Annotated in this window: 25 protein-coding genes; 7 read left to right on the plus strand and 18 right to left on the minus strand. The window is 57.4% G+C overall.

Translation table 11 applies throughout. The features are described from left to right. The 6 genes from ACR0AK_RS19695 to ACR0AK_RS19720 all read right to left on the minus strand — a co-directional run bounded on the left by ACR0AK_RS19695 (nt 1) and on the right by ACR0AK_RS19720 (nt 7,500). Nucleotides 1-1,452, minus strand: a complete 1,452-nt coding sequence (locus tag ACR0AK_RS19695) for an aldehyde dehydrogenase family protein (protein WP_480794649.1) — start codon at nt 1,450-1,452, stop codon at nt 1-3. A 33-nt stretch (nt 1,453-1,485) separates the two neighbouring features. Further along, entirely contained in the window at nt 1,486-3,084 is a 1,599-nt protein-coding gene (locus ACR0AK_RS19700; protein ID WP_480794650.1) for an ABC transporter ATP-binding protein, read from the minus strand. Beyond that, a complete protein-coding gene (locus tag ACR0AK_RS19705; RefSeq protein ID WP_480794651.1) occupies nt 3,081-3,896 on the minus strand; it encodes an ABC transporter permease in 816 nt (271 codons plus the stop codon). Before ACR0AK_RS19705 ends, ACR0AK_RS19700 begins: the two co-directional genes overlap by 4 nt. Further along, nucleotides 3,893-4,840 carry an ABC transporter permease gene (locus ACR0AK_RS19710; protein ID WP_480794652.1) on the minus strand — a complete coding sequence of 316 codons (948 nt, stop codon included), beginning with the start codon at nt 4,838-4,840 and terminating at the stop codon, nt 3,893-3,895. Before ACR0AK_RS19710 ends, ACR0AK_RS19705 begins: the two co-directional genes overlap by 4 nt. A 40-nt stretch (nt 4,841-4,880) precedes the next feature. Next, nucleotides 4,881-5,951: a ligand-gated ion channel gene (locus ACR0AK_RS19715; protein ID WP_170561927.1), complete on the minus strand. Its 1,071-nt coding sequence runs from the start codon at nt 5,949-5,951 to the stop codon at nt 4,881-4,883. A 61-nt stretch (nt 5,952-6,012) separates the two neighbouring features. Next, on the minus strand, nt 6,013-7,500 hold the full coding sequence (locus ACR0AK_RS19720) for an ABC transporter substrate-binding protein (protein ID WP_480794653.1): 1,488 nt from the start codon (nt 7,498-7,500) through the stop codon (nt 6,013-6,015). Between the two features lie 170 nt (nt 7,501-7,670). Between ACR0AK_RS19720 and panB the strand changes: the two genes are divergently transcribed. From panB to glpK, 3 genes are all read left to right on the plus strand, one after another. After that, entirely contained in the window at nt 7,671-8,510 is an 840-nt protein-coding gene (panB, locus tag ACR0AK_RS19725) for a 3-methyl-2-oxobutanoate hydroxymethyltransferase (protein WP_480794654.1), read from the plus strand. Beyond that, nucleotides 8,507-9,349 carry a pantoate--beta-alanine ligase gene (gene panC, locus ACR0AK_RS19730; RefSeq protein WP_480794655.1) on the plus strand — a complete coding sequence of 281 codons (843 nt, stop codon included), beginning with the start codon at nt 8,507-8,509 and terminating at the stop codon, nt 9,347-9,349. The genes panB and panC overlap by 4 nt, the downstream gene beginning before the upstream one ends. A gap of 66 nt (nt 9,350-9,415) precedes the next feature. Continuing rightward, nucleotides 9,416-10,894 carry a glycerol kinase GlpK gene (gene glpK / locus ACR0AK_RS19735; RefSeq protein ID WP_480794656.1) on the plus strand — a complete coding sequence of 493 codons (1,479 nt, stop codon included), beginning with the start codon at nt 9,416-9,418 and terminating at the stop codon, nt 10,892-10,894. 13 nt (nt 10,895-10,907) lie between these two features. On the opposite strand, the gene smpB is transcribed toward glpK, so the two are convergent. The 10 genes from smpB to ACR0AK_RS19785 form a co-directional block, all read right to left on the minus strand. Beyond that, nucleotides 10,908-11,384 (minus strand): SsrA-binding protein SmpB, encoded by a 477-nt coding sequence (gene smpB, locus ACR0AK_RS19740; RefSeq protein ID WP_170561912.1) that lies wholly within the window; start codon nt 11,382-11,384, stop codon nt 10,908-10,910. Between the two features lie 47 nt (nt 11,385-11,431). Continuing rightward, nucleotides 11,432-11,974, minus strand: a complete 543-nt coding sequence (gene idi / locus ACR0AK_RS19745) for an isopentenyl-diphosphate Delta-isomerase (RefSeq protein WP_170561909.1) — start codon at nt 11,972-11,974, stop codon at nt 11,432-11,434. Nucleotides 11,975-12,182: 208 nt separating this feature from the next. Further along, nucleotides 12,183-12,596 carry a c-type cytochrome gene (locus ACR0AK_RS19750; RefSeq protein WP_170561906.1) on the minus strand — a complete coding sequence of 138 codons (414 nt, stop codon included), beginning with the start codon at nt 12,594-12,596 and terminating at the stop codon, nt 12,183-12,185. 113 nt (nt 12,597-12,709) lie between these two features. Beyond that, a complete protein-coding gene (locus ACR0AK_RS19755) occupies nt 12,710-13,723 on the minus strand; it encodes a P1 family peptidase (protein ID WP_480794657.1) in 1,014 nt (337 codons plus the stop codon). An 81-nt stretch (nt 13,724-13,804) separates the two neighbouring features. Beyond that, nucleotides 13,805-14,551, minus strand: a complete 747-nt coding sequence (locus ACR0AK_RS19760; protein ID WP_480794658.1) for an SDR family oxidoreductase — start codon at nt 14,549-14,551, stop codon at nt 13,805-13,807. Between the two features lie 60 nt (nt 14,552-14,611). After that, nucleotides 14,612-15,031, minus strand: coding sequence for an alternative ribosome rescue aminoacyl-tRNA hydrolase ArfB (arfB, locus tag ACR0AK_RS19765; RefSeq protein WP_480794659.1), 420 nt, complete (start codon nt 15,029-15,031; stop codon nt 14,612-14,614). 262 nt (nt 15,032-15,293) lie between these two features. After that, complete coding sequence (locus ACR0AK_RS19770) at nt 15,294-15,938, minus strand: queuosine precursor transporter (protein ID WP_170561893.1); 645 nt, start codon at nt 15,936-15,938, stop codon at nt 15,294-15,296. 91 nt (nt 15,939-16,029) lie between these two features. Next, the gene (locus ACR0AK_RS19775; protein ID WP_170561890.1) at nt 16,030-16,914 is read right to left on the minus strand and encodes an esterase-like activity of phytase family protein; all 885 of its coding nucleotides are present in this window, start codon (nt 16,912-16,914) and stop codon (nt 16,030-16,032) included. Next, nucleotides 16,887-17,750, minus strand: coding sequence for a penicillin-insensitive murein endopeptidase (gene mepA / locus ACR0AK_RS19780; protein ID WP_480794660.1), 864 nt, complete (start codon nt 17,748-17,750; stop codon nt 16,887-16,889). The genes ACR0AK_RS19775 and mepA overlap by 28 nt, the downstream gene beginning before the upstream one ends. Continuing rightward, nucleotides 17,747-19,114 (minus strand): MFS transporter, encoded by a 1,368-nt coding sequence (locus ACR0AK_RS19785; protein ID WP_480794661.1) that lies wholly within the window; start codon nt 19,112-19,114, stop codon nt 17,747-17,749. Before ACR0AK_RS19785 ends, mepA begins: the two co-directional genes overlap by 4 nt. 129 nt (nt 19,115-19,243) lie before the next feature. Between ACR0AK_RS19785 and ACR0AK_RS19790 the strand changes: the two genes are divergently transcribed. From ACR0AK_RS19790 to yaaA, 3 genes are all read left to right on the plus strand, one after another. Further along, nucleotides 19,244-19,531: a YggT family protein gene (locus ACR0AK_RS19790; RefSeq protein WP_170561880.1), complete on the plus strand. Its 288-nt coding sequence runs from the start codon at nt 19,244-19,246 to the stop codon at nt 19,529-19,531. 78 nt (nt 19,532-19,609) lie between these two features. Then, the gene (gene recQ / locus ACR0AK_RS19795) at nt 19,610-21,649 is read left to right on the plus strand and encodes a DNA helicase RecQ (RefSeq protein WP_480794662.1); all 2,040 of its coding nucleotides are present in this window, start codon (nt 19,610-19,612) and stop codon (nt 21,647-21,649) included. 33 nt (nt 21,650-21,682) lie between these two features. Beyond that, complete coding sequence (gene yaaA / locus ACR0AK_RS19800; protein ID WP_480794663.1) at nt 21,683-22,453, plus strand: peroxide stress protein YaaA; 771 nt, start codon at nt 21,683-21,685, stop codon at nt 22,451-22,453. Here the strand turns inward: yaaA and ACR0AK_RS19805 are convergent. Both ACR0AK_RS19805 and ACR0AK_RS19810 read right to left on the minus strand, forming a co-directional pair. After that, nucleotides 22,444-22,905 carry a VOC family protein gene (locus tag ACR0AK_RS19805; RefSeq protein ID WP_480794664.1) on the minus strand — a complete coding sequence of 154 codons (462 nt, stop codon included), beginning with the start codon at nt 22,903-22,905 and terminating at the stop codon, nt 22,444-22,446. The genes yaaA and ACR0AK_RS19805 overlap by 10 nt on opposite strands. A gap of 9 nt (nt 22,906-22,914) precedes the next feature. Beyond that, on the minus strand, nt 22,915-25,131 hold the full coding sequence (locus ACR0AK_RS19810) for a response regulator (protein ID WP_480794665.1): 2,217 nt from the start codon (nt 25,129-25,131) through the stop codon (nt 22,915-22,917). 115 nt (nt 25,132-25,246) lie between these two features. On the opposite strand from ACR0AK_RS19810, the gene ACR0AK_RS19815 reads away from it, so the two are divergent. After that, a complete protein-coding gene (locus ACR0AK_RS19815; protein ID WP_480794666.1) occupies nt 25,247-26,092 on the plus strand; it encodes a 2-keto-4-pentenoate hydratase in 846 nt (281 codons plus the stop codon).

Below are 26,092 nucleotides of genomic sequence, written 5' to 3' on the forward strand. Positions count from 1 at the left end.
CTAACCATGGTAAGCCGCGACTGTTTTCAACTGTGAAAAACCATATAGGGCCTCAAATCCTTTCTCGCGGCCGTGACCAGATTTTCCGACACCACCAAACGGCAGCTCAACACCACCACCCGCCCCATAGTTGTTGATGAACACCTGCCCCGAGCGCAGTTGCTTTGCCAGCCGCATCTGCCGCGCCCCGTCGCGGGTCCAGATACTGGCGACCAGCCCGTAATCGGTGCCGTTAGCGATCTTCACCGCGTCTTCTTCGGTATCGAATGGGATTAGAACTTGAACGGGACCGAATATTTCGTCCTTGGCCAGGCTGTGATCAGGCGGAACATCGGCAAACAGGGTTGGCAAAACATAGGCACCTTCCGACGGGGTACCATCTAGAATCCGCCCCTGCCCTGCAATGGTCAGATCCGCACCCTTTGCCAAAAAGCTCGAAACAATGTCTTGCTGACGGGTTGATATCAACGGACCAACACGCAGATCGTCCATCGCGGGGCCGACAGTCAAATCCGCATAGGCTGCTGCCATGCCTTGCGTGACCTGCTCGTAAATCCCACGCTGAACCAAAATTCGGGATGAAGCCGAGCAAGTTTGTCCGGCATTCTGTATCCCGGCGTTGACCAGAAAAGGCAGCGCCGCATCCAGATCAGCATCGTCAAAGACCAGTTGAGGCGACTTGCCCCCAAGTTCCAGCGTCACAGGCACCACATTTTGACCTGCGGCCTGCTGAACCAGCGCCCCTGTGGCGACCGATCCGGTGAACGAGACATGGTGCACACCTGAATGACCGGCCAGCGCAGCCCCCGCCTCTGCCCCCAATCCGGGAACAACATTCAAGGCACCGGCGGGCAATCCGGCCGCTTGCGCCAATTGAGCAAAGCCCAGCGCGGTCAAGCAAGCCTCTTCCGCAGGTTTAAGAACGCAGGCATTGCCCATCGCCAGTGCAGCCCCGACCGACCGTCCGATAATCTGCATCGGATAGTTCCACGGCACGATATGCCCTGTCACACCATGTGGTTCGCGCAGCGTATAGACTGTATAGCCGTCGAGATACGGAATCGTATCCCCCATGACCTTATCAGCGGCCCCACCGTAGAATTCGCAATACCGGGCCAATGCAACTGCATCCGCACGTGCTTGCGTCAGAGGCTTGCCGACATCCATTGCCTCCAGTCTGGCTAGGTCCTCGACGTGGTCGGTCACCAACTGCCCGAGGCGGGTCAGGATACGTCCACGTTCCAACGCCGTCATACGGCCCCAATCCCCACCAAAGGCATGCTGTGCCGCTCTAACAGCAGCATCCACATCCTGCGCATCACCCTTTGCGATCTGACAGATCTCGGACCCGTCAGAGGGGTTAATCAAAGGCAATGTCTGTTCCGCGGCGGGTGCAACCCAGTTGCCGCCGATCAGACACAGGCCGGGGTCAAACCAAAGGGTTCTGGGCATAGAATACTCCTGTTTTTAGCTCCAAAAAGCAATTTATGCTACATTCTGACCAATATCCGGCAATTTCGGTGCGGCATTGATCAGGTTTTTCGTGTATTGGTGCTGCGGGTCAGAAAAGACACTTTCGGTGTCGCCTTCTTCGACGATCTTGCCGGCCCGCATCACCATGACACGGTCTGTGATGGTGCGCACAACACTCAGATCGTGGCTTATGAAAAGATAAGTAAGATCATAGGCTTCACACAGCTCCGCCAGCAGATCCAGGATCTGTGCGCGGACCGAAACGTCGAGGGCCGAGACAGCCTCATCAAAAAGGATCAATTCGGGGCGAATGATCAGGGCACGGGCGATGGCAATGCGCTGCCTTTGACCGCCCGAGAATTCGTGGATGTACTTACCCATGTCGTCGGGGGTTAGGCCCACTGCCGTCAGCATTTCGGCGATCCGGTCCTGTCGCTCGGATCCCGTAGGTGCGGGATCGAGCAGATAGAACGGCTCGGTAACCAGACGAGCCACGCGGTGACGTGGATTGAAGCTGCCATAAGGGTCCTGAAAGACCACCTGCATTTTGCGCCTTACGGCGAGATTCGGCTTGTGACCCGAGAAAACGAGTTGGCCATCCAGACGGATGGCGCCACCCTGAACATCTTCAAGACCCAATATTGCCTTTGTTAGGGTCGATTTTCCGCAACCTGACTCGCCGACCAAGCCCAGACGCTCTCCGCGATTGAGGGTAAAGCTGACATGATCCACCGCCCTGTGATGCTCTGGAGTATCGAATAGGCGCTTGCGGGGCAGACGATAGTCACGAATGACATTTGTCACTTCAAGCAAACGGCGGGATTTTGCCGGTTCGGGCAAAGATACTTGGTGTCCCGATGCCTCAAACAGCATGCGGGTATAGGGATGCTGCATGTGTTGCAGTATGTGACCGGTGGCCCCGGATTCGACCACTTCACCGTGACGCATAACAACGATTTGGTCGGCCATGTCCGCGACCACGGCAAGGTCATGGGTGATCATCAGCAGCCCCATGTTGTATTCGGTCACCAGCCCTTTCAGAAGTTCAAGAATCTGTGCCTGCGTCGTGACGTCCAGTGCCGTAGTCGGCTCATCCGCGATCAACAGCTTAGGGCGTAACGCTATTGCCATGGCAATAACGACGCGCTGGCGCTGACCGCCGGACAGTTCGTGCGGATAACGCGACAATGGGAACCGGTCTGGCGGCAAGCCCACGCGGGTTAGAACCTCCTCTGCGCGGGCACGGGCCTGCTTGGGCGGCATGGCCTTGTGGATAAGGATGGTTTCCATCACCTGATCACCGATAGTTTTGACCGGGTTCAAGGCGGTCATCGGTTCCTGAAACACCATTCCGATCGAAGCACCGCGCAGGGCGCACATATCTGCCTCGCTGCAGTTGAGAAGGCTTAGGTCGTTCAGTTGGACTGCACCATCGATCTCGGCCCCATTCGGCAAAAGTTGCATCACCGCAAGCGCAGTCATTGATTTGCCGGACCCACTTTCTCCAGTTACCGCTACAATCTGACCAGGCGCAATGGACAGACTGACCTGTTTCAGGATGCCCGTGCCGTGAATGGATAGCGACAGGTTGTTGACCTCAAGCAAACTCATGCGCGGGCCACCCTGATCCTGGGATCCAGCCAGTCGCGCAGCCCATCCCCCAAAAGGTTCAGCCCCAGCACCGTAACAATGATCGCAAGACCAGGAATCAGAGCCAAATGCGGAGAAAAACTGACCATTGTCTGCGCGTCGGCCAGCATTCTGCCCCAGCTGGGTGTGGGGGGTTGCGCACCCAAGCCGACATAGGACAGACCGGCCTCAGCCAGAATACCCAGCGAAAACTGGATGGTGCCCTGAACGATCAGAAGGTTGGCGACGTTGGGAAGGATATGTTCGGCCGAAATCCGTGCTGCACCCTTGCCAGAAACACGCGCAGCCAGGATGAACTCCCTCTCCCACAATGAAAGCGCCGCACCACGGGTGATGCGTGCGAAGACGGGGATGTTAAAGATGCCAATGGCGATAATGGCGTTGATGGCTCCGGCACCGAATACGGCGGTGATCAGGATAGCGATGACCAGAGACGGGAAGGCAAAGACCAGATCGTTGCCGCGCATAATCAGCTCGTCCAACAACGAGCCTTTGCGCGCAGCCGCTGTCAGACCCAAAGGCACACCCAACGCCATGCCAATCCCCACAGCCACCAGAGCCACAGCGATAGACGTGCGCGCACCGACCATAATCATCGAGAACATGTCGCGGCCGAAATGATCCGTACCGAACCAATGCCGAGCGTTTGGCGGTTGCAGCTTTTCGGGGATGTTCAGTGCAGCGTAGTCATAGGGCGTCCAGACAAAAGAAACCAAAGCCGCCAGCAGCACCAGCGAGGACAGGCAGGCTCCAAGGATCAGGCTGCGGCTCATGTCCGGCTCCTTAACCTTGGATCAACGGCGGCATAGGCCAGATCGACCAGAAAATTCACAGTGATGACCGCAAAGACCAGCAGCATGACCACGGATTCCACGACGATCAGATCGCGGGCCGAGATTGCCTGAAACACCAATCGTCCAAGGCCGGGCAGATAGAAAACCTGTTCAATGATGATCGATCCCGCCAGCAGGAATGAAAACTGCAGCCCGATGATGGTCAGTACCGGAATTAGTGCATTCCGCACGCCGTGCCGCCAGAGCGCTTGGCGTCGCGATAGCCCCTTGGCCCGCGCGGTGCGCATGAAATCCTCACCCAGTATGTCCAGCAGAGACGACCGCATGACGCGCGCCAGAATTGCAGCCTGTGGCAGTGCCAGCGCAATGGCCGGTAAGGTCAGCGAATGCAGGCCTACCCAGACCCCATTGTCCCAGCCCGCGAACCCTCCGGCATTGAACCAACGCAGGTTGATGGCAAAGATCAGCACCAGCATCATCGCGAACCAAAAATTTGGCACCGCTATCCCTAACTGTGTTGCCCCCATAACCGTCAAATCGCCCGGTCTACCCCGGCGCGCAGCGGCATAGATCCCCACCGGAAACGCAATCGCGGTGGACAGGGTCAGCGCATACAGTGCCAGGGGCAGCGAGACCCACAGCCGGTCTGTGATCATCTGCGAAACAGGCGTGCGATAGGTGTAAGAAGTTCCGAAATCCCCCACCATCATCCCGCCAACCCAGTTTAGGTACCGCTGCACCTTGGTGACGTCCAAACCCAGTTCGGCGCGCAGGGCGGCGAGCGTATCCTCTTGCGCGTTGACGCCCAACATGAACGACGCCGGATCGCCCGGTGCAACCTCGATCACGGCGAAAATAACCACCGAGGCAACAGCCAGGCTGATCATCAGCGAAATCAGACGTTTGAGGGTATAGCGAAGCATTGAGGCCAAGTTAGGATCACATGTGGCGCAGGTCCAGCATCTATGGCACCAATAGATAAGCAAAAATCGCGTAGCCAACGATAGCGGCATAGCCAAGCGGGTAGATCCACTTGATCGCGTAGTTATCCAGCTTTTTGGCCCCATCTTCGCGCCCCGAGACCTTGAGCTTGCGCAGCGCCACGTTGAAGACAATCAGCGCACCGGTCATCAGAAACATGCATTGCAGAACGAAATCCAGAAATGTCAGGTATCCCAACTTTGGCAGATCGGCCGAAATCGCCCAGTTGAAAGCCACAAACACCAGCAGGTTACCCCCGGCGATTTCGATACGTCGACGGTATTCATCCAGAAAGAACAGCGCCCAACCGACCGAGATCAGCACCAGCATCGGAAGAAAGACCCGAATGACATAGTAAGTCAGGTGCCGGTGGCCCTCGAAAACCAGCGCAACCTGATCGCTGTCCTGACCTGACAGGCCTACGACCTGAGAGGTTTCAATCCGTGGGTTGTCCAGTATCCACTCTTCTTCGCCCAACAGGTCCCCAAGACCCGAGAATTCCTCCAAGGGATGATAGGACACGTATTGGGACGGAAAGATCGAAACGATCTCGAAATGGAATTCCTGCGTGTCGAAGGGGTATTTGCGAAAGTCGAAATGCGGGGCTTGCAATGTCAGCGATGACTTCTCGGCGTACAGCACGCGCCCATCGTACCGCAGTGACGCTGCGGATTCGTGAATCCACCTGTTAGACTGCTGGTTGTGAATGACGAATGCAGGCACCACCGTCCCGATCTCAGCCGCATGATCGGCCAACGCCGGAGGGTTGAATACCCGGAATTCGCGCCCAGCCTCCTTCGGATCAAAAGCCAGCGCCGGATCAGTCCATTCAACGCGCAGCACAACAACTGCGCCGTAGTTTTCGGCCTTTTGATCAACGCTTGTGATCTGATCAATTTTGATGCCGATACCAACATCCAGCGGATTCTCGGGTGTTCCGATGGGCGTATCCAACCGGTTGTCCAGAATATTCTGCGCCCCGAGCGGTCCAACCGACGCTGCTGACAGGGCAGCGGTCACAAAAATCAGTAACAGGGCACGAAACAAAATCATCTGTGGCTCACTCGGTAACAGTAAAATGCAGGGGCCTTGAACCAGAGGCCCCTGCCTTGTTTTATTCGGACCAACTGATCTGCGTCAGATCGATTGCGGCTGTTGGTGCGTTTTCCCAAAGCCCTTGAACGCCGGCCTTGGCAACACCCAGTTTGGCCAGTTGGAACAGGTAGCCATTGACGTAATCGCTTGAGATCAGGCGCTGCGCCTCACCCAGCAGGCGGGTGCGTTCCTCGGGGTCGGTGGTCGAATTCAGCGTGTCCATCAGCGCCTGGAAATCGGTGCTGTCGTATTGGAAGTAATAATCGGGCCGCGCATAGATGCCGATATCCATCGGCTCGGTATGACTGACGATAGTCAGGCCGAAATCCTTGCCTTTGAAAACCGATTCCAGCCACTGGGCCCATTCGACGTTGACGATATTGGCCGTGATCCCGACTTCAGCCAGTTGGGCGGCAACGATCTCGCCCCCCCGCCGGGCATACGATGGCGGCGGCAGGTGCAGCGTTGTCTCAAATCCATCAGCATAACCCGCATCAGCCAGCATCTTGGCAGCCTTTTTGGGGTCGTAGGCCGAGTTCCCGGTCAAATCGACATAAGCCGGATTGTGCGGCGCGAAATGGGTGCCGATAGGCGTGCCATAGCCAAACATCGCTCCATCAATGATCGCCTGACGATCGATGGCATGTGCCAATGCCTGACGCACCTGGATGTCATCGAAAGGGGGCATCTTGTTGTTTGTAGACAGGATGGTTTCCCCTTCAGTCGAACCGACAAGCACCTGAAAACGGGGATCGGCCTCAAACTGAGGCAGATTTTCTGGCGCGGGGAAATTGTCGAACACATCAATATCTTCCGCCATCATCGCGGCAAAAGCCGCCGTCGGGTCCGAGATAAACTTGAAGGTTGCAGTCTCTAACGCGGGTTGATTGCCCCAATAGTTCGGGTTGCGGTTGAGGGTAATGCTGTCACCCTGCACCCATTCACCAAAGGTAAAGGCCCCGGTTCCAATGGGATTGGTTTTGATGCCCTCGATACTATCGGGCGCGACAATGACCGCGTCGCCCCAGGCCAGGTTGAAAAGAAAATTCCCATTCGGCTCGGATAGGGTCACCTTGACGGTCAGTGGGTCGACCACTTCGACATTTTCGATCCCCGCAAACAGGGCTTTCTGCGCGTTTGCGCTGTCCTCGGATCGGGCGCGATCCAGACTGAACTTAACGTCTTCGGCATCCATCGTGGTGCCGTCGTGAAAGGTCACCCCATCGTGCAGCTTGAAGGTATAGACCTTACCATCGTCAGAAATTTCCCAACTTTCAGCCAGTCCGGGAACCACCGAGCCGTCGCCCATAAAACGGGTCAGTCCTTCAAAGATATTGGTATAAACCACCGAATCGATGGCCTGCGCTGCAGCACTGGTCGGGTCCAGATGCGGCGGTTCAAGCTGCATCGCAATGGTGATGTCAGATTTGGCCAAAACCTGCGTGGCAAACAGGCTGGCGCTGACCGCCAGCACCGAGGCAAAGGACCGAAATGTCTGCTTTGTCATGTAAATTACTCCCTGCTGAAAACTGGACCCCTGTTGTATTTTGGGCCTTTCTGCACCCAATTTCCCTTTAAACCTTAGGTCATTCAAGGAAATGTTCGCGCAACCGGGGTTTCTATAGCCCGTTCCCATCTGTTATGCCGCGCTGCAACATGACAATCGGAGGAGCGACAATGAGCGCCACCGCCCGCAAAAAAGCCCCGAATGCGCAGGATATTCGCGCCCGCAAAGGCGGCGAGCCGCTGGTCAGCCTGACCGCCTATACGACGCCGATGGCGCGGTTGATGGATGACCATTGCGATTTTGTGCTGGTGGGCGACAGTGTCGGCATGGTGCTGCACGGGCTGGAATCAACGCTGGGCGTGACGATGGAGATGATGGTGATGCATGGCCAGGCTGTCGCGCGCGGTTTGGAAAGTGCGATGATGGTCATCGACATGCCCTTTGCCAGTTATGAGCATTCGCCTGCCGAGGCATTCCGGAACGCCGCCCGGCTGATGTCTGAAACTGGCGCAGGTGCAGTCAAGCTGGAAGGCGGCGTCGAAATGGCCGACACCATCCGCTTTCTGGTCAAGCGCGGCATCCCCGTCATGGCGCATATCGGCCTGACGCCCCAGTCGATCAACACGCTTGGTGGCTACAAGGTTCAGGGCCGCGACGAACAAGCCGAGGCCGTTCTGGACGATGCGCGTGCTGTGGCCGAGGCGGGCGCGTTTTCCATTGTGCTGGAAAAAGTCCCACAGGGTCTGGCCGATCAGATTACGGCAGAAATCGCGATCCCGACCATCGGCATCGGGGCCTCTGCCGGCTGCGACGGCCAGATACTGGTTGTGGACGACATGGTTGGCTTTTTCACGGCCTTCAAACCGAAATTCGTCAAACGTTATGCTGAGCTTGGCCCATTGGCCGAAGCCGCAATTGCCGAATACGCCGCCGAAGTACGTTCGCGAAGCTTCCCGGCGGACGAACATGTCTTTGCTGATCAAGCTCCGGCCAAAGGGCCCAAGACATGACTGCCCCAATCCTTCGGCGCCTGGCTGATCTGCGCGCTCTGACCTCGGATTGGAAGTGCAAAGGAGAGGCGATCGGCGTGGTTCCGACCATGGGTGCGCTGCATCAGGGGCATCTGTCGCTGGTTGAGGCCGCAAAGGCGAACTGCGACCGCGTGATCGTCACGATTTTTGTGAACCCGAAACAGTTCAACAACCCCGAGGATCTGGCGAAATACCCCCGCACCGAAAACGAGGATGCCGAAAAACTGGCGCCCTTTGGTGTTGATGCGATCTATGTCCCGGAGCCCGAAGAGATTTACCCGCAGGGCTTTGCCACCACCGTTTCCGTCGCGGGCCTGACCGATGTGATGGAAGGTGAATTCCGTCCCGGACATTTCGACGGCGTCGCCACAGTTGTGGCCAAACTGTTCCTGCAAACGCAGGCGGATAGAGCCTATTTTGGGGAAAAAGACTATCAGCAGCTGATGATCGTAACCCGCATGGCCCGCGATCTGGACATTCCGACCGAAGTCGTTGGATGCCCGACGGTTCGCGAACCCTCTGGTCTGGCCATGTCCTCGCGCAACCTGCGCCTGTCGCCTGAAGGGCTGGACGTTGCTGCCCACAAGAACCGGATCATGCGTGAGCTGGCGGCGGCGCTGAATAACGGCGCACAGTTTGATCCGTTAGCCTTACAGGCCGAAACCGATCTGCTGGCCGCCGGGTTCACGCAAGTGGAATACATCCAGTTGCGCTGTGCCGAAACGCTGGAACCTCTGACCCACGCCAACCGTCCTGCCCGTCTGTTCGCCGCAGCCTGGGCCGATGGGGTGCGACTGATCGACAACATTCCTGTCTGAACGCTCTGGCACGTGTGTCATTGTTTGCGCTAAAGTCCCGCAAAACGAAACGGGAGGGGCGCAGGCGTGACCTATATTCTTGCCATTGATCAGGGCACCACATCATCGCGGGCAATTCTGTTCGACGCAGACATGCAGCGCGCAGGCACCGCACAGCACGAATTCACCCAACACTTCCCGCAGGAAGGCTGGGTCGAACATGACGCAGAGGAAATCTGGGACAGCGTCCTGCGGGTTTGCCGCGAAGTAATGGACAGTGTCGGGGTAACCTCTGATCAGATCGCGGGTATCGGCATCACCAACCAGCGGGAAACCACCTTGGTCTGGGACCGCACCACCGGCGAGCCCATCCACAACGCCATCGTCTGGCAGGACCGTCGAACAGCCGAGATCTGCGCCCGCTACAAGCAGGCCGGGTGCGAGGATGACGTGACCGCCCAGACCGGGCTGCTGCTGGACCCCTATTTCTCGGGCACCAAGGTCAAATGGTTGCTGGACACCGTCCCCGGAGCGCGGGAAAGGGCCGAGGCCGGAGAGCTGATGTTCGGCACGATCGACAGCTTTTTGATCTGGCGCCTGACTGAAGGGCGCAGCCACGCCACCGACGCCACGAACGCTGCGCGCACCCTGCTGTTCGACATTCACAAGGGCGAGTGGAGCGCCGAGATTTGTGATCTGTTGGACGTTCCGATAAACATGCTGCCCGAAGTACACGATTGCGCGGCAGATTTTGGAAATACGACCCTGTTTGGGGGAAATATTCCTATTTTGGGCGTGGCCGGTGACCAGCAGGCCGCCACAATCGGGCAGGCCTGTTTCCAGCCGGGCATGATGAAATCGACCTATGGCACCGGTTGTTTTGCTCTGCTGAACACAGGGGAAAAACCGGTCGAGTCAAAGAACCGTCTGTTGACCACCATCGCCTATCAATTAGACGGCAAACGGACCTATGCGCTGGAAGGGTCGATCTTTGTAGCCGGAGCTGCCGTTCAATGGCTGCGTGATGCGTTGCAGATCATCGAATCCGCGCCAGAAAGCGGTGAGCTGGCCCAAAAGGCAGACCCAAACCAGCACGTGGTGCTGGTGCCTGCCTTCACAGGTCTCGGTGCGCCTTACTGGAAACCGGATTGCCGAGGTGCGGTGTTCGGACTGACGCGGAATTCGGGCCGCGCCGAATTTGCCAAGGCAACACTGGAAAGCATCGCGTACCAGACGCGCGATCTGTGGCACGCCATGCAGGGCGATTGGGGCGCGGATACTGACGTCACGCTGCGGGTGGACGGCGGGGCAAGCGCGTCCGACTGGGCGATGCAGGGATTGTCAGATTACCTCGGCGCAGAGGTCGACAGGCCAGTGATGCAGGAAACCACCGCATTGGGCGCAGCCTGGCTGGCCGGTATGCGCGCGGGTGTTTATCCGGATCAACAGGGATTTGCGGAAACCTGGGCGCTGGATCGCCGCTTTAAACCAGAACTTTCGTCTGAAGAGCGCGACGCAGCCTATGACCGTTGGAAGCGTGCGGTTTCGGCAGCAATGGCGTTCTGAAAGGAATGAAGGATCAGCTGTGATCCTTCATCAACCGCTGCTTTTGACGTGACCAGTCACGTTTGGCCTGGGTTTCACGCTTGTCATGGGTTTTCTTACCCTTGGCGATGCCGATTTTGATCTTGGCCATGCCCTTGTGATTAAAATACAGAACCAACGGCACCAGCGTCATGCCCTTGCGCTGGGTCGCATTCCACAAGTTCGACAATTCCTTTCGCGACACCAGCAACTTGCGACGGCGACGCTCTTCATGCTTGAACGTCTTGGCCTGCTCGTAAGGCGCGATGTAGCTGTTGATCAGCCACAACTCACCATCATCGACCGAGGCATAACTGTCGGCAATGTTCGAACCGCCAATTCGCAGAGACTTGACCTCGGACCCTTCCAGCACGATGCCGCACTCGATATCGTCCTCGATTGCATAATCGAAACGCGCACGCCGGTTTTCGGCGATGACTTTGTAATTCGGGTCTGTCTTTTGCTTGGCCATGAGGCGTTGATTTATGCGGCTTGAGCGGCCCTTGCAAGGCGTAGCCGTCAGGAGGTGGCCGAGATTATCAGATCCGGGCCGAATATCGTATCGGCGTGATTGTGCAAATAGATCTTGAGCCACGGCGTAAAACGCTCGGGATACCGCTGCACTTCGGCAAGAAGATCGTGATAATCGACCCAGCGGATTTCCATAACCTCTTCCGGGTTGGGCTCAATCTTCAGCGGGCCGCGTACATGGGCCAGAAAGATATCAACCACTTCGTGTTCGATCATGTTGTTGCCAACATCAGCGTGATATTCGAGCCGGTGTCGGTATTCCGGATAAAGTCCGGAGATTCCCAATTCCTCGCGCAAACGGCGCACAGCGCAAACAGATGGTGTTTCGCCCCAATCGGGATGGGTGCAACAGGTATTCGCCCACAGACCGGGGGTATGATATTTGCCCAACGCCCGACGCTGCATCAAAATCTCGGTCCCGCGCACGACAAAGACCGACACCGCCTTGTGCCGCAGGCCCTTTTCGTGCGCCTCAAGCTTGTCCACGGGGGTCAATTCGCCATCAACCCAGGCCGGGATCATGATTCCCATCTGTCGTCTCCTGCTGCCGATCCGCCTGAAGCGCCGGAAATTTGAGATTGGCTGCCGCCAGGTCGGCTTGGCTCTGCGAAGCTATGCGTGCATTGCACGAAAAACTGTGCGTTTTCAAATTGGCCCTGTTCAACGCGGTTATCAAGCGCACGAAAGGCCGCAGGGGCTGCGGCCTTTCTTCACTTTGAGCGGAGTTGTGCCTGACGACTTATTCGCCAGAAACGCTTACGATATAGGCGTAAACATCCTCGGCACCCTTCTTCAGCTTGAAGGTCATCTTGGATTTGGCCGAGGTTTCACCCAAGTAGTCTTTCAGAAACGCCTTGGGATCTTTTGCGTATTCCACAAAGGTTGTCTCATCCCAGACCAACCCATTTTCACCGGCGGCAACGATGCTATCGCCATATTTGAAATCTTCGACGGTCCCTGCGGTCCGGCCTGCTATCCCATAGAGGTTCGGTCCGGTTTTGCCGCCCTTTACGATAACTTCACCTTCAGAGTCGGCAATCTGGTGACAGGATTTGCATTTGTTGAAGGTCTTCTTGCCGGCTTCGGCGTCACCTTCGGCATATGCGGGAAGGGCCAGAAGGCCGGCGATTGCGGTCGCGAGGATGCGATTCATAGCTTTTGCTCCGATACGAATTGGCTGCACCGAATGGACCGTCGGCGCAAAAAAGAGTCAACGCGCAGATTGCCGCGCGAGGGCACTGTGCCACTGCGGCATATAGGCCGTCCTTAACTTAAGTCATGTAAGTCGGACCAACAGGGCAAAAGATCTCCCAGCGCGGGGACCGCCAAAAACACGGCTCGTGCGATCGCCCGCGCCAGACAGATCGAAGCCACGTGGCCGAGAAGCCCCAGTTCGCCCTCGGACAGCTGGTGATTGCCCGTGCTGACGCCGAACACCAGATCGCCATCTCCCGGCGTGTGCGCGGGAACAATCGCCCGCGCGATCCCGTCATGTGCCGCAACCGCCAACCGTTTGCACTGCGACTTGGACAGCGCGGCATCTGTCGCAACAATTGCAATGGTGGTATTGCCCTTGTCCGGTTCAGTCGGTCTCATTGCCGTTGCTTTGCGGCTAGTCATACTGCGACCGAGGCCAGTACTGGTATCAGGCCCTAATCCGCCGAACTCATCGCCCATTTCAAACGGTGCTGCCCAGAAATGACGGTCACCGGGCGTGGTGACACTGCCGAGCGGATTGGCGGCAACCAAGGCGCCAACCGTGACCCCGTTTTCCATCACAAACGAAGCAGATCCCAGCCCGCCTTTGTGCATGGCAGCCAATGCCCCGGTCCCAGCACCAGCGGTGCCCAGATCAAACTGATCGGACACGCCTTCAAATGCGCGACGCCCCAGCGCGCGATAGGGGTTCTCGGCCCAGGTTTTGTCGCCGCCGTTGAGCAGGTCAAACAGGATCGCCCCCGGAACGATGGGGACGACGACATTGCCAACCTCAAAACCGCGGTGTTGTGCGCGCAGGGCATCGGCCACCCCGGAACAGGCATCCAGACCGAAGGCCGACCCGCCGGACAAAACGATCGCATCCACACGCGACACCGACTTATCGGGCGCCAACAGGTCTGTTTCTCGCGTACCAGGTGCGCCGCCCATCACGTGAACGGAGGCCGTGAACGGATCAGCGGCCGTCAGAACTGTTGCGCCGGATTTGAGTGCATCATCCTGAGCGTTTCCAACCAAAAGGCCAGGGACGTCAGTGATCAGGTTTCTGGGTCCGGGGATCATTGGTTTTTAAGATGTTGGAGCAGAAGAGCACGCAAGCGCGCTGCCTCCGGCAGGGATTTTTTTTGCCAGATGAAGAGCGGATCAGATGCAGCGGCCACCGTCGACCTCCAATGCAGTGCCGGTGATCATGCTGGCCTCCTCGGAACACAGGAAACAGGCCGCGTTGGCCATGTCTTCAGGCGTTGAGAATCGGCCTAGCGGGATGGTCGACAGGAACTTGGCCCGCATCTCGGGCGTGTCCTCGCCCATGAAGGATTTGAGCAGTGGTGTCTCGCCCGCCACCGGGCAGATGGCATTCACCCGGACGCCTGATGGCGCCAGTTCGACAGCCATCGTCTTGGTCGCGGTAATCATCCAGCCTTTGGAGGCGTTGTACCAGTTGAGGTTCGGTCGTGGCGACAGCCCCGCCGTGGAGGCCACGTTCAGGATCGCGCCAGTACCACGCGATTTCATATGCGGAACGAGTGCGCGCGCCGTCAGATAGACGGACTTCATATTTATGTTGAAAACGCGGTCGAAGTCTTCCTCGCTGACTTCCTCTAACGGGGTAGGCATATGAGTGACCCCCGCGTTGTTGACCAGAATATCGATATGACCCAGACGATCAAAGGCCACGTCTGCCATCGACTGAACCGATGCGCCGTTGGCCAGATCGACCTGATGAGCAAATGCATTCGGGCCCAGCTGATTGGCCTGAACCTCAGCCGCATCGCCATTAATATCGGCAATCATGACCCGCGCGCCTTCGGACAGGAACTTGCGCGCGATCCCGGCACCAAAGCCTGACGCACTACCGGTCACGATTGCGGTTTTTCCCTCTAACCTCATGATCTTGTCCTTTTGCAGCTGCGCAAAATCAGAGTAGCGATGCGCCACAAAGATACCAGATCAATCTTCGGCTACCTTGCCGCGCAAAGCTTTGACGTCCGACCGTGCCTTTTTGGAAGCCAATCGTCGCTTGACCGACCCATAGGTGGGTTTGGTAGCGATACGGCGCTTGGGCTTAATCGTAGCGCGGACAATAAGCTCTGCCAGGCGCGTACGTGCAATTTCCCGGTTGCGCGCCTGACTGCGGGTCTCTTCGCATTGAATGATGATCGCACCCTCTTTGGTCCAACGTCGGCCCGCCAGCCGCTTAAGCCGTGACTTGACGGGATCGGGCAACGAAGGCGAGCGCGCCGCCTCGAACCGCAGTTCAACGGCCGTGGAGACTTTGTTCACGTTCTGCCCACCGGGGCCCGATGAGCGGACAAAGCTCTCGGTCATTTCCCAGTCTTGCAGGGTGATATCGTCGGTGATGCGCAACATAAGCGTGACTTTACAGTCTTGAAAGAAAAACAAAAAGGGCCGCCCCAAATGGGACGGCCCTTCGAAAGCTCAGGAGGTTGGGTCGGTTAGATCAATCGACCAGCCGGAGCGAGCGCTCCGCCAAGGGCTGCCTTAACAGGCGATCCCCCCGGTTGTTCCAACACCTTTCTCCAATCCCTTTCTCGACATTGGATCACCTCCTTTCAAACTGTTTCGGTTACTGGAATCGTGCCACGAGTTGCACGAAACGCAAAGTGTTTTTTTACGCCGGCTGAGCGGTCAACCGCGCGACGATCACTTTGAACGGGATCAGCGCGATCATCGCCAGCGACAATTTCACCAGCCAGTCAGCAAAGGCCAGCGTTACCCACAGGGGCGCCATCGGGCCGGTCAGCATGAATGGTACAGGCTCCCACGCCCAGCTGATTGCGGCGTCGGCGTCGGCACCAAAGAAGGTGATCGAAGCCGAGAATGCGATGGTGAAGAACAGCGTGGTGTCCAACGCCGAACCGATCAGGGTCGAGACCAGCGGCGCGCGCCACCAACGGCCGCCACGCAATGAGTTGAACACGGTGACGTCCGTGAGCTGTGCGAGCAGGAATGCGGTCCCGGACGCAACTGCGATTCGCAGCGGCACAGCGGCATAGGTGAATCCATCACCCTGCAGCATAATCTGGCTGCCGATCAGCGAGCAGATGATACCGGTGACAAACCCGGCAAACACGACTTTGCGGGCAGTCGCCACGCCGTAGACGCGGTTCATGATGTCGGTGACCAGAAAGGCCAGCGGATAGGTGAAAGCACCCCAGGTAAGCAGCCCGTCAAAGATCAGGAACTGAACCAGAAAGTTCGAGGCCACAACAATGGCAGCCATGGCAATAATGCCGGGTATATAAGCGCGTTGCATTTTCAGATGCCCGTTTTGACAAGGTAGCGGCGACTTGGCCAAGGGCTCATCCCAAGGCAAGCCGTGCGTTTAGACCTTTGCTTTAGGCAAGTCAATCGGGCAGCGTGTATTCGACCAGCTCGGTGCGCTGAAGTGCCAGAAAATTGTCATCCGATACCATTGTAGCGCGCAGCCGGCCCGATTCATCGCGCCAGACTGACAAACCTTCGAGGTTGTCATGCGCGCCGGCCCCCGTTTGAAACAGAACCTCTTCAGCGTGCAAGGTGTCGCCGTCTAACTGCCATCGCCGCAGACGCGAACGGAACCCGATCCAGCCGACATCGCGCTCCAAAACGTAGAACTTTCCGTCCGGTCCGAAATCTGCTGCGACCGGTAGAAATTTTCCCCGTTGCGGCAAGACGAAAGGCGTCGACCAGGCCCGACCGTCCCAGCGATAGACGGGGATATCGCCTGCCGCTGTTCGGTTTTCCTCGGGCATAGTGAAAAGGTGGCCGCGCTGATCAATGGCCAATGCCTCAAGCGACCCGTTGACGGCAAAGCCATCGAACGCATTGGGCCGCGGCAAAATCTGCGCTTTCGTTCCTGGTGCTGGGTAGTACGCCACACGGGACGTGCTTTCGAACGAGACAAAGAAGCCACCATCAGGCGCAATCGCAATACCTTCGGAATCCCCGGCACCGCCGATCAGGGCCCGCCCCGTACTGGAAATGAGCGGCCAATCTCCGGTGATATCGATACCGACGATTTCATCGCCACGACGCCTGACCTGTGCAGCGACCAACGTCGCCCGATCGGTCATGCCAATCAGATGGCGGCCATCATCCGAGAGGTGGATGGCCGAAAACCCGCCGAACCATTCGGCCGTGTGCCGCCACGTGTAACTGCCAAGATGGTTGGGCATTTTGTAATCAACTGCCCAAGCCACTCCGGCTAGCAATACCGCGATGATCAGTTGGATTGCAGAACTTGCGTGCATTGCTGAGGTAAATCGGCCAATCGATATTCACGCCGTTTCTTGGGCGCAGGTGCATTTGGGTCAGGCGGGGGCGGGTTGAGGATGTTGTTCACCCACTGCTGTGCATCGGCGCAGCCATCACCCTTTGGCGGCGGATCCTGATTAACGCAGCCCTTGGACCCACGCGGGCACTTCAGACGCACATGGAAGTGATAATGATGCCCCCACCACGGCCTTATTTTTCGCAGGTAAGCCCGATTGCCCTTTTCGTTTTTACACATCTCGACCTTTGCGCCGGGGAACACGAAAATTCGTGCGACGCGCTTGTCCTTTGCGGCCTCGCGCAGAACGGCGTGGTGCTGTTGCGTCCAGTTGCCGTTGACAAATGCCCCGTTGGAGCGGCGCAGCGAAATGGACGAGAGGTTCTCACGCGCTTTGCGGCTCAGCCGCATGTTGTCGCCGGGCAACATCCAGATGTCGATATCCAGACCCAGCTGATGGCTGCGATGCCCGGAAGTCATCGGTCCACCGCGCGGCTGGCTGATATCCCCAACATAGAGACCATTCCATCCCGGCTGCCTGGCAGCAAATTTGCTGAGGTCCTGAACGTAGTCGATCGCAACCGGATGCCCCCAGTTGCGGTTGCGCGACAACCGCATCGCCTGCCATGTCGGCCCGGTTTCGGGCAATTGCACCGACCCGGCAGCACATCCGCGCGAATAACTGCCGAAAGCCGCCGGTTTTTGCTGTGAACTTACTTTCTGTGCCCCAAACAACTGCTTTGCCAGAGGCTGTGCAGAGGCGGTGTTCGCTAGGGTTATTGATGCCAGTATTGCTAAAAAACGTAGTATTATCATCTGCTCTGATCCCCTTCCGGTTTCACCCAGCGCATCAGGAATAGCCCCAGAATAAACAACAGAACGATCGGTGACACCCCTAGTCTCGCGCTGCCAGTTACGGTTGTGGCAATTCCGATCAGCAAAGGGGCGGCAAAGGCGGTGGCACGGCCTGACAGCCCATAAAGGCCAAAGCTTTCAACGGGGGCATCGGGATCGGTGTGACGCACCATCATCGAGCGGCTGGCCGACTGCAAAATACCTCCCATACCGCCGATTAGTACGCCGCAACCAAAAAACACCAGATCAGGCAGGCCGGATCCTTCCGGTAGTGATATCCCAAAAATCTGTGTCCTATCCATCGACACGATGGTGGTGCAAACAAAGATTAACACCCAGATGGCCACTAAAATCACCGGTTTAGGGCCATATTTCTTGTCCAGTTTTCCGCCAACCCAGGAAAATGCAGCCGCCGCCAGAACGCTGACAATGCCAAAAACCCCAATCTTGATCAGGTCCCATTCCAGCACAAGACGCGCATAAACGCCGCCAAAGCTGTAGAGGCCATTCAATGCATCGCGGTAAAACATCGAAGATCCAAGGTACGTCGCCAGACTGACCCGGTGGCGCAGATTGGAAACCGATTTGGCCAGCAGACTCAGCGCTTCGCTTACGCTCCCTTTCTTGTCTGTGGGCGCGTCGTCTCGGACCCACAGGAAGTAGGGGATCATGAACAATACGAACCAACCCGCCGTAAACGGCCCCACGAAACGCGTGCCTTGCTGAGTTGAGGCATCCAACCCGAACATCGGATCCATCCCAATCAGCGTCTTGCCATTGCCCTGCTCAACAAACAAAGCCAGCATGATCGCAAGTGAGATCAACCCGCCAAAGTACCCAAAGGCAAAACCAGAACCCGAAATCTCGCCGACCTCATTGTCGTCACCCAGATCGGGCAATTGCGAGTTGATAAAGATCAGCGCATACTCCGCGCCCACAAAGCCAAGGCCAAATGCCGAAAGCATCAGCCACATATTCGATCCGTCCGGCAACGTGTACCACAGCGCAGCCGAGCCCACGGCGTACATCACCGAAAAGGCAAATATCCACGGAATGCGGCGACCCGAAACATCGGCCATGGCCCCCAATAACGGCGCACCAAACGCGATGATCAAACCGGTGATTGTCAGGCAATTGGCCCAAACCGTCTGTGCCTGCGCGGCGGCAGCATCTGCGTCCAAACCTGCGTTGGCGTAATACCCGGCGGCCACTCCGGCAAAGTAGGGGCCAAAAACAAAAGTCACCAGCAAGGTGTGATACGGCTGACTGGCCCAGTCGAAAAACCACCAGCCCCAAATGCGCTTGCGCTTGGAAATTTCTGCCATGACTGCCCCTGTTTATCGTTGTTTTCATAAGACGGGTCTTTGGCCTAATTCGCAAGCGTTCTGTTGGCTTACACTTGCTCTTTGCCGCAGGGGCGCTTACGTCTCAGCAAATGTGAAAACGGAGTGCCCATGCTGTCGCTGATCCAAATTCTCCTGCTGATCCTGGACATTGTCTGGTTCATCATCCTGGCCCATGTGATCATGAGCTGGCTGATCAACTTTCAGGTTCTCAACCTGCATCAACAGCTGGTGGCGCAAATCTGGTACGGGCTTAACCGCATATTAGAGCCTATCTACGGCCCGATCCGTCGTATTCTGCCCAACATGGGCGGGCTGGATCTGACGCCGTTGATAGTGTTGGTCGCTGTTTATGCGCTGCGGATTATCCTGATCAACAATGCGGTCTATTTCGTCTGAGGCCTTGTTCACCGAATCTTAGTATGTGATTGTCCTGTCTTAAGAGCAGATAGACCTTAAAACAGGGCAACACCGCACATGTTCGACGCCGCACCTATGCTGCGAGATGTCTTTGGATTCGACGACTTCCGCCCCGGGCAGGAAGAGATCGTCGATGCCGTGACCGCAGGCGAAAATGTGCTGGCGATCATGCCGACGGGCGGCGGCAAATCCCTGTGTTATCAATTGCCTGCGCTGATGCGCGATGGTGTGACGGTCGTGATCTCACCGCTGATCGCCTTGATGCGCGATCAGGTGCGCGGATTGCAGGAGGCCGGGGTTGAAGCCGGTGCCCTGACATCCGGAAACACGCCCGAGGAAACCGATGCCGTGTGGGAAGCGCTGGAGGCCGGGCGGCTAAAGCTGCTTTACATGGCCCCCGAACGTTTAGCAGCGGGGTCAGCATTGGGGATGCTACGGCGCATAAACGTCAACCTGATCGCCGTGGACGAGGCGCATTGTGTCAGCCAATGGGGCCACGATTTCCGCCCGGATTACCTGCAGATTGGGGAACTGCGGCGCACGTTGAACGTGCCCCTCGCCGCCTTCACGGCGACCGCAGATGCTGAAACGCAAGATGAAATCGTCGAGAAATTGTTCGACGGAACACCCCCCAACAAGTTCCTGCGCGGGTTCGATCGCCCCAACATCCATCTGGCTTTCGCCGCCAAGGATGGACCCCGCAAGCAAATCCTGGATTTCGCCCAGGCCCGCAAAGGTCAGTCGGGAATCGTCTATTGCGGCACCCGCAACAAGACCGAGGTTCTGGCGCAAGCGCTGCGCGCTGAGGGGCATTCTGCCTGCCATTATCACGGCGGAATGGAGGCCGAAGATCGCCGTATCGTCGAAACCCGATTTGCCCGCGAAGACGGATTGATCGTGGTTGCTACGGTGGCCTTCGGCATGGGCATCGATAAGCCGGACATCCGCTGGGTTGCCCATGCGGACCTGCCCAAGTCTATCGAAGCCTATTATCAGGAAATCGGTCGCGCCGGGCGTGATGGCGGACCCGCCGAGACCCTGACCCTGTTTGGCCCCGACGATATCCGCCTGCGCCGCTCGCAAGTCGACGAGGGGTTGGCCCCGCCAGAACGCCGTATGGCTGACCACGCGCGCCTGAATGCCTTGCTGGGCTTGGCCGAAGCTTTGGAATGCCGCCGTCAGACTCTGTTGGGCTATTTCGGTGAATTGGCTGAACCATGCGGAAAATGCGATCTGTGTGACACCCCGCCCGAGGTTTTCGACGGCACCACGCCCGTCCGGATGGCCCTGTCTGCGATCCTGCGCACTGAGGAATGGTTTGGCGCGGGTCACTTGATCGACATTCTTCTAGGCAACGAAACCGACAAAATTCGCGCGCGACGTCATGACCAGCTGTCGACGTATGGGGTCGGCAAAGAGTGGTCGCGCCCGCAATGGCAGGCCATCTTCCGGCAGATGATGGGGCATGACCTGGTTCGCCCCGACCCGGAACGCCATGGCGCACTGCAAATGACCGAGGCCGCCAAACCCATCCTGAAGGGAGAGGCGCAGATAAGCTTGCGTAAGGACACACTCCGCAAGGCGGGACGCCGTCCAGCGGTCAAAATGATGGTGTCCGAGGAAGATGCGCCGCTGTTATCGGCGCTCAAGGCCAAAAGGCGCGCTTTGGCCGAATCCGCGCGAGTCCCGGCCTATGTCATATTTCCCGACCGCACCCTGATCGAAATGGCCGAAAAACGCCCTGTGTCTTTGGATGACATGGCTCGAATTGGCGGGGTCGGCGCGAAAAAGCTGGAACGCTACGGCGATACCTTTCTTGAAGTCATTGCTGGCGAGGTCGAGGCCGTTCATCCCGCGCGCCGAAAATTGGCTGGTCGGGAACAGGGCGATATCTATGATCAACTTCTTGAAGTGCAATCGCAGCTGTCGCGGGGTCCGGACGGGATCGACAAACCTCTGACCTGCTCTGCTTCGCAATTGGCCAAGGTCGCACAGCTGCGATCAGGCGACCCCCGCGCGATAGAGCACGTTCTGGGCGAGCGCCGTCACGAAAGGTTTGGGGCCGCCTTTCTGGACGTGCTGCAACAGACGGACTAAATACGCCAAAACAGGCAAGGAAAGAGGGCGGATATGCTGGTAGTGATTTCCCCGGCCAAAAGGCTGGACTGGGCAGAACGAGACGTCGCAGTCACGCAGCCCGACTTTCAGGACGATGCCATCCGCTTGTCAAAAACAGCGCGCAACCTGACACTGGGTGATTTGAAAAAGCTGATGGACCTGAGCGATGATCTCGCTCGCCTGAACCGCGACCGGTATCGCGCATTCTCAGACGCACCCGAAGCGGATGCGACGCGCCCAGCCGCGCTAGCATTTGCGGGCGACACATATCAGGGGCTGGAAGCTGCGTCGCTGGATTCCGAGGAGATGGCTTGGGCGCAGGATCATCTTCGTATTCTGTCTGGCCTCTATGGCGTGCTACGCCCGCTTGATTCCATTCAGGCCTACCGTCTTGAGATGGGCAGCAAACTTAAGACCCGCCGCGGAAAGAACCTGTATGAGTATTGGCGCGATCAACTGAGCAAATCACTGAATGCGCAAGGTGCTGAGATTGGATCAGATGTGCTGGTGAACTGCGCCAGCCAGGAGTATTTCGGTGCAGTAGAGCCTAAAGCGCTGAAACTGCGCGTCGTCACGCCTGTCTTCATGGAAGACAAAGCCGGCACGCCTAAGATCGTGAGCTTCTTTGCCAAGAAGGCGCGTGGTGCGATGGCGCGGTATATCATTCAGCATAGGCTGGACGACCCAAAAGGGCTGTTGGACTTCGATACGGGCGGCTACGTATACCGCCCCGAGTTGTCAGAAGAAAACAAACCCGTTTTCGTGCGGCCCTATCAGGCCTGATCCGACATTGACGGATCGTATGCGACCAGCTCGACCGTGTTGCCTTCGGGGTCTTCGGTGAAGATGCCGCGCCAGCCGATCCACCCAAACTGCTCAACCCGATAAGGCTGGCCAAGGTCGTCGTACCACCGCATTACCGCCTCTTGTTCGCCGAAAGGCAGCGACAAGGCGATATGATGCAGGGATGACGCGCCACCCGTCACCGGGTTTTGCGATCCAGTAGGATGCAGGCCTGGTCGCGGGGCGGCAGTGTGGTGAAACAACGCTAGAACCTGCGTGTGGCCGCCGTATCCGGGCGCAATTTGGAAGAAGGTGATCGCGCTATTGTGGTCCCCGCTAAGACGCTCCAATCCGATCACGTTTTCATAAAACGCGACCATGGCCGCCATATCGGCGCAGCGGATGGCAATTTCACCCAGTGCACGGGGTCGAAATCCACGATCTTCAGACATGAGCTCAATCTAGTCAGCCCGGCTTTCCTCTGCAATGACCGGGCAAGAATCGTCAGGTTTATGGGCCAGGACCATCTGGTGGATCTTCCGTTTCTGTAGAGGTTTCGTCAGGTAATGATCCAGCCCGGCCGACAATATCCCCTGATCGTCACCCGCCATTGCATGTGCCGTCAGGGCGACAATGGGAACATGTCGACCAGTTTCAATTTCGCGACGCCGGATTTCGCCCGTCGCCTGTTTGCCATCCATTTTCGGCATCGAGATATCCATGAAAATCAAGTCAGGGTCAAAATCCTGATATTCCTGCACCGCTTCGATCCCATTGCCGGCAAACCGCAAGTCGATGTTCATATCCTTGACCATTTTTTTGAGGATCAACTGGTTGGTCCGGTTATCCTCCGCCGCGAGCACGCGCATGATGCGCTGCGTTTCAGCACATGCAGGCTTACTTAAATCCCGATCGTCTGGCGCGGTATCCGTAGGGCTTGCAAGGCTTTTCGATCGACCAAGCGACTGAAGGCGCGCGTATAGCTCGGCTCTGGGGATCGGCTTTTGCAAGACCCCTTCGATCAGGTTTCGCGCGGGATGGGCGTGAATCACCCCGGGATTGGCCGACATCACAACAATCGGCAGATTGGCCATTCCCCTTTCTTTCAGCGTGGTGGCCAGTTCCAGTCCGTCCATGTCGGGCAGGTCGTGATCGCACAGCAGAAGGTCGACGCTGTCGTCCAGCGTTTCCAGCGCCTCTCGACCGGATGCGCAAACAGAAACCTGTGACCCTAAGCGGCTCAATTGTTTGGACAGGATCGCCCGGTTGGCGGCCAGATCCTCGACGATCATCACATGGCGCAGGCATCCATCAAGATCCGGCGGGGCAGGTTGCGGACCTTCAACCGTCGGCAGCGGGAATCTAAATCCGAAGCAGGACCCCTGCCCCGGCTCGCTCTCCACCCAAATGGATCCGCCCATCAATGTGATCAGCCGTTTCGTTATCGCCAGACCCAAACCTGTGCCTTCAAACGCGCGATTTCGTTCGTCTTCGACCTGATTGAACTCGCCAAAAATGTGCCCGATTTTGTCTTCGTCAATTCCAATGCCGGTGTCTTCGATCGCAACATGCACATCGCAGGATTGGGCGTCCGGATTGGGCACGCCGGTAACGCGGATCAGGACATGGCCTTTGAACGTGAATTTTACCGCATTGCCGGCGAGATTAGTCAGAACCTGCCGCACCCGCCCCGGATCCCCGACAAACAAGGTGGGCAGGAACAGATCGTAATCCACCAATAGCGTCAGCCCTTTGTCGCGCACGCTGGGTTGCAACAGCATCGCAACCTCAAGAATGCAGCGTTCAAAGTCGAACTGTTCGGGATGCAGGATCAGTTTATCCGCCTCAATCTTGGAGTAGTCCAGAACGTCGTTGATAATCACCAAAAGCGCTTCGCCCGAGTTGCGAATGGTGTTCAGATACAATCGCTGTTCTTCATCTAGCGGCGTTTCTGACATCAACTCGGTCATGCCCACAATACCGTTCATCGGAGTTCGGATTTCATGGCTCATATTGGCCAGAAATGCCGATTTGGCGCGGTTTGCCGCCTCAGCCCGTTCACGGGCTGCGGTCAATTCGGCCTCATGCCGCACAGATGTGGTGATGTTCAGGGCCAGGCTGACCACATCGCCACCGTGACCACGCTGGTCGATCAGCTTGATGTAGTGGCCATTCCACAACCGGATAACCTCGGGCACAGGATGCGGCATTGCCCATCTCTGCAACATCCTGTCGCGCCAGGCCTGCATCGGTTCGGTACCGAGATCGATCAGCCCTTCGGTTGTCAGAATTTCCAGAATTTTCGGATAGGTCACACCTGGCGCAACCTCTTCCAGCCCGTCAAAAACGCTTAAATAGGCCGCATTAGCCCCTATCAGGCGGCTTTCCTCGTCGAAGAACGCGAACCCATCCTGAATGGTCTGGATCGAGTGCCATAGCCGGCGTTCGGCTACTTCGATCTTGGCGTTTGCCACCGTCAGATCGGATTTTACCTTTTCATTCTCATCCCGGACCGTTTCAACCTCGGCCTGGGTTTCTCCAATTCGCTTAGTCAACGCCATCGCATGCAGGCCCAGTTTCCGGTTTGCGGCCGAAAGCTCTGCCTGTTTCATTTCCAACAAACGTTCAGCCGCCAGACGCGCGCGCCGTTCTTGTGAGAGCTTTCCTGCAAGACTCATTTTTGGTGATCCCGGGATAATCTGCATTCAGTATTCGGGCAGAGAATGAAGAACTGTTTAAGCCGTTGCTCAAGGATTGAACCTCATGCCAGTCTTGGCCAAACGGAGGTGTAATATGCGAAGTTTCTTTGGTGCCCTGTTCGCCTGTGGAGCACTTTCCCAACCTGTCGCGGCGGGTTGCGCAACAGATGATCAGGTGGAGCAGTTTGTCGCGGATTACCTTTCAGGCACGCCAACTACTGCCCTTTCGGCAGGTGGCACGATGGAGGACGCGCTGTGTACACAAGCACACATAGTGACAGCGTTAGAGCCACATATAGGCCCGGTAATCGGCTATAAAGCCGGTCTGACCAGCGCGCCGGCCCAAGAAAGGTTTGGCGCATCCGAACCAGTTCAGGGCGTCTTATTCCGCGACATGATGCTGAATGACGGCGCGTCTGTTCCTTCAGACTGGGGCGCGCGGCCGGTGTTTGAGGCCGATCTGGTACTGGTCGTTGGATCGGCAGATATCAATCAGGCCGAAACGCCGGAAGATGTGGTTCATAACATCTCGGCAATCCGTCCTTTTATCGAATTGCCAGACTTGACCCTAGCCAAGCGCGAACCGATCACCCCGGTGACCCTGACCGCCATCGGTGTCGCGCCCAGACTGGGAGTCTTAGGTACAGAGATTCCAGTGACGAACCCAGCAAGTATGATGCGGGCCTTGGCGGATATGGCCGTCACACTTCGCGCCGCAGATGGAGATATACTGGCGCAAGCGCCGGGAACAGCCGTTCTGGGGCACCCGGCGAATGCGGCCCTTTGGTTGATGTCAAAAGGGATCGAATTTAAGCCCGGCGACCTGATTTCTGTCGGTTCTTTTGGGCCACTGTTCCCGCCCGAAAAGGGTATGGGCGGGGCATCAGTGACGTACGAAGGTTTGCCTGGCGACCCGACGGTCAGCGTGGTGTTCGAGTGA

The organism is Ruegeria sp. BI12, from assembly GCF_056537985.1.

Bases quoted from the DNA above. Each gene is read 5' to 3' on its own strand.
- ACR0AK_RS19695 (WP_480794649.1), bottom strand. From the start codon at position 1,452: ATGCCCAGAACCCTTTGGTTTGACCCCGGCCTGTGTCTGATCGGCGGC.
- ACR0AK_RS19700 (WP_480794650.1), bottom strand. From the start codon at position 3,084: ATGAGTTTGCTTGAGGTCAACAACCTGTCGCTATCCATTCACGGCACG.
- ACR0AK_RS19705 (WP_480794651.1), bottom strand. From the start codon at position 3,896: ATGAGCCGCAGCCTGATCCTTGGAGCCTGCCTGTCCTCGCTGGTGCTG.
- ACR0AK_RS19710 (WP_480794652.1), bottom strand. From the start codon at position 4,840: ATGCTTCGCTATACCCTCAAACGTCTGATTTCGCTGATGATCAGCCTG.
- ACR0AK_RS19715 (WP_170561927.1), bottom strand. From the start codon at position 5,951: ATGATTTTGTTTCGTGCCCTGTTACTGATTTTTGTGACCGCTGCCCTG.
- ACR0AK_RS19720 (WP_480794653.1), bottom strand. From the start codon at position 7,500: ATGACAAAGCAGACATTTCGGTCCTTTGCCTCGGTGCTGGCGGTCAGC.
- panB (WP_480794654.1), top strand. From the start codon at position 7,671: ATGAGCGCCACCGCCCGCAAAAAAGCCCCGAATGCGCAGGATATTCGC.
- panC (WP_480794655.1), top strand. From the start codon at position 8,507: ATGACTGCCCCAATCCTTCGGCGCCTGGCTGATCTGCGCGCTCTGACC.
- smpB (WP_170561912.1), bottom strand. From the start codon at position 11,384: ATGGCCAAGCAAAAGACAGACCCGAATTACAAAGTCATCGCCGAAAAC.
- idi (WP_170561909.1), bottom strand. From the start codon at position 11,974: ATGGGAATCATGATCCCGGCCTGGGTTGATGGCGAATTGACCCCCGTG.
- ACR0AK_RS19750 (WP_170561906.1), bottom strand. From the start codon at position 12,596: ATGAATCGCATCCTCGCGACCGCAATCGCCGGCCTTCTGGCCCTTCCC.
- ACR0AK_RS19755 (WP_480794657.1), bottom strand. From the start codon at position 13,723: ATGATCCCCGGACCCAGAAACCTGATCACTGACGTCCCTGGCCTTTTG.
- ACR0AK_RS19760 (WP_480794658.1), bottom strand. From the start codon at position 14,551: ATGAGGTTAGAGGGAAAAACCGCAATCGTGACCGGTAGTGCGTCAGGC.
- arfB (WP_480794659.1), bottom strand. From the start codon at position 15,031: ATGTTGCGCATCACCGACGATATCACCCTGCAAGACTGGGAAATGACC.
- ACR0AK_RS19770 (WP_170561893.1), bottom strand. From the start codon at position 15,938: ATGCAACGCGCTTATATACCCGGCATTATTGCCATGGCTGCCATTGTT.
- ACR0AK_RS19775 (WP_170561890.1), bottom strand. From the start codon at position 16,914: ATGCACGCAAGTTCTGCAATCCAACTGATCATCGCGGTATTGCTAGCC.
- mepA (WP_480794660.1), bottom strand. From the start codon at position 17,750: ATGATAATACTACGTTTTTTAGCAATACTGGCATCAATAACCCTAGCG.
- ACR0AK_RS19785 (WP_480794661.1), bottom strand. From the start codon at position 19,114: ATGGCAGAAATTTCCAAGCGCAAGCGCATTTGGGGCTGGTGGTTTTTC.
- ACR0AK_RS19790 (WP_170561880.1), top strand. From the start codon at position 19,244: ATGCTGTCGCTGATCCAAATTCTCCTGCTGATCCTGGACATTGTCTGG.
- recQ (WP_480794662.1), top strand. From the start codon at position 19,610: ATGTTCGACGCCGCACCTATGCTGCGAGATGTCTTTGGATTCGACGAC.
- yaaA (WP_480794663.1), top strand. From the start codon at position 21,683: ATGCTGGTAGTGATTTCCCCGGCCAAAAGGCTGGACTGGGCAGAACGA.
- ACR0AK_RS19805 (WP_480794664.1), bottom strand. From the start codon at position 22,905: ATGTCTGAAGATCGTGGATTTCGACCCCGTGCACTGGGTGAAATTGCC.
- ACR0AK_RS19810 (WP_480794665.1), bottom strand. From the start codon at position 25,131: ATGAGTCTTGCAGGAAAGCTCTCACAAGAACGGCGCGCGCGTCTGGCG.
- ACR0AK_RS19815 (WP_480794666.1), top strand. From the start codon at position 25,247: ATGCGAAGTTTCTTTGGTGCCCTGTTCGCCTGTGGAGCACTTTCCCAA.